Source organism: Alteromonas sp. DY56-G5 (assembly GCF_041414725.1).
Classification (GTDB): Bacteria; Pseudomonadota; Gammaproteobacteria; order Enterobacterales; family Alteromonadaceae; genus Alteromonas; species Alteromonas macleodii.
Map to the genome: position 1 here is coordinate 1 of NZ_JANHZQ010000118.1, position 1,291 is coordinate 1,291.

The following is a 1,291-nucleotide window of genomic DNA, read 5'->3' on the forward strand; positions in this document are numbered from 1 at the left end:
TGAATGACAGGGATATCCAGACCCTCTGCCTTTACCTGAAAAAACAGAAACGGACCGTGGAAGAGTACCAGTGGCAACATTACGATGAACAATGCAATCTCCTGGAGCAACTGTTAAGGCAGGTGTTCTTGTGCCTTGAATGTGAGGCCGGTAAAGGCTCAGAAGCCGTCGTCGCCCAACTTCAACAGATGCAGACGGAAATCGCATTCGGTGGACCACTGAAGACGATGGATACGTCGCTCATCCCGAAAAAGCACCTCCCATGGTTGGTTAAACAGGATAACGTTAACCCGCAACGTTACGAATGGCTGCTCTACCGGCAGTTAACCTCACGACTGAATGGACGCATTTATTTGCCAAATGTTACCAAATACCGCGCACTGGAAGACGACCTGATCCCCCAGACATCGCAGGATACCTTGCTGGCCTCATCAACACTGGACAGACTAAAACAGCCCGCAGAGTTATTGTTACAGGAGAAACAACACCGGCTGGAAAGTGCACTCAAAGACGTTGCTCTCCATATTGATGAGGGAGACAATCGAAATGTGATCATGAAAAATCGTACCGGTACCCGCTGGCGTCTGCCGACCAAAAGCGCTACATCTCTGGTCAACAATCCCTTTTTTAAGCGAATGCAACCGGTCGGTATCGCGGATGTACTGCGGTATGTAGAGCGCGAAACCGGGTTCATGAAATGTCTGACTCATGTACTTCCGATACAAAAACAAGGGTTCACTCATCAGGATGATTTACTGGCCATTCTGATTGCCAACGCCACTCACCGTGGTGTGTATGGCATGGCGCAGATCTCCGATCGAAGCTATGAACACCTGAGTACGGTGCAGGCCAACTATATCCGGCCTGAAACGCTGCATGACGCCAGCGACGTGATCAATAATGCGGTTGCAGCGCTACCCATCTTCCGCCACTACCATATTCAGGAGGACCAGCTGCATGCCAGTGCGGATGGTCAGAAATTCGAAACCCATCTGGAAACCTTTAAAACCCGGTACTCCTCTAAGTATTTCGGCACCAACAAAGGGATCACGGCCATGACACTGGTGGCCAACCACAGCGCCCTCAATGCTCGGATCATCGGTTCCAACGAGCACGAATCACACTATATTTATGACCTGTTACAATCCAACAGCAGTGAAATCAAACCTGACGTACTCTCGACAGATACACACGGTGTCAATCATGTTAACTTCGCCTTACTGGATCTATGCGGTTACAGTTTTGCACCGCGATACGCGCAGTTCAGTAGTGTCATCAATGATCTGTTTGA

The 1,291-nt window shown here is 49.6% G+C and carries 1 pseudogene; it reads left to right on the plus strand.

Features of this window, described 5'->3' with window-relative positions:
* A pseudogene (locus tag NO989_RS21785) lies at positions 1 to 1,291 on the plus strand (Tn3-like element ISShfr9 family transposase); the annotation flags it as partial.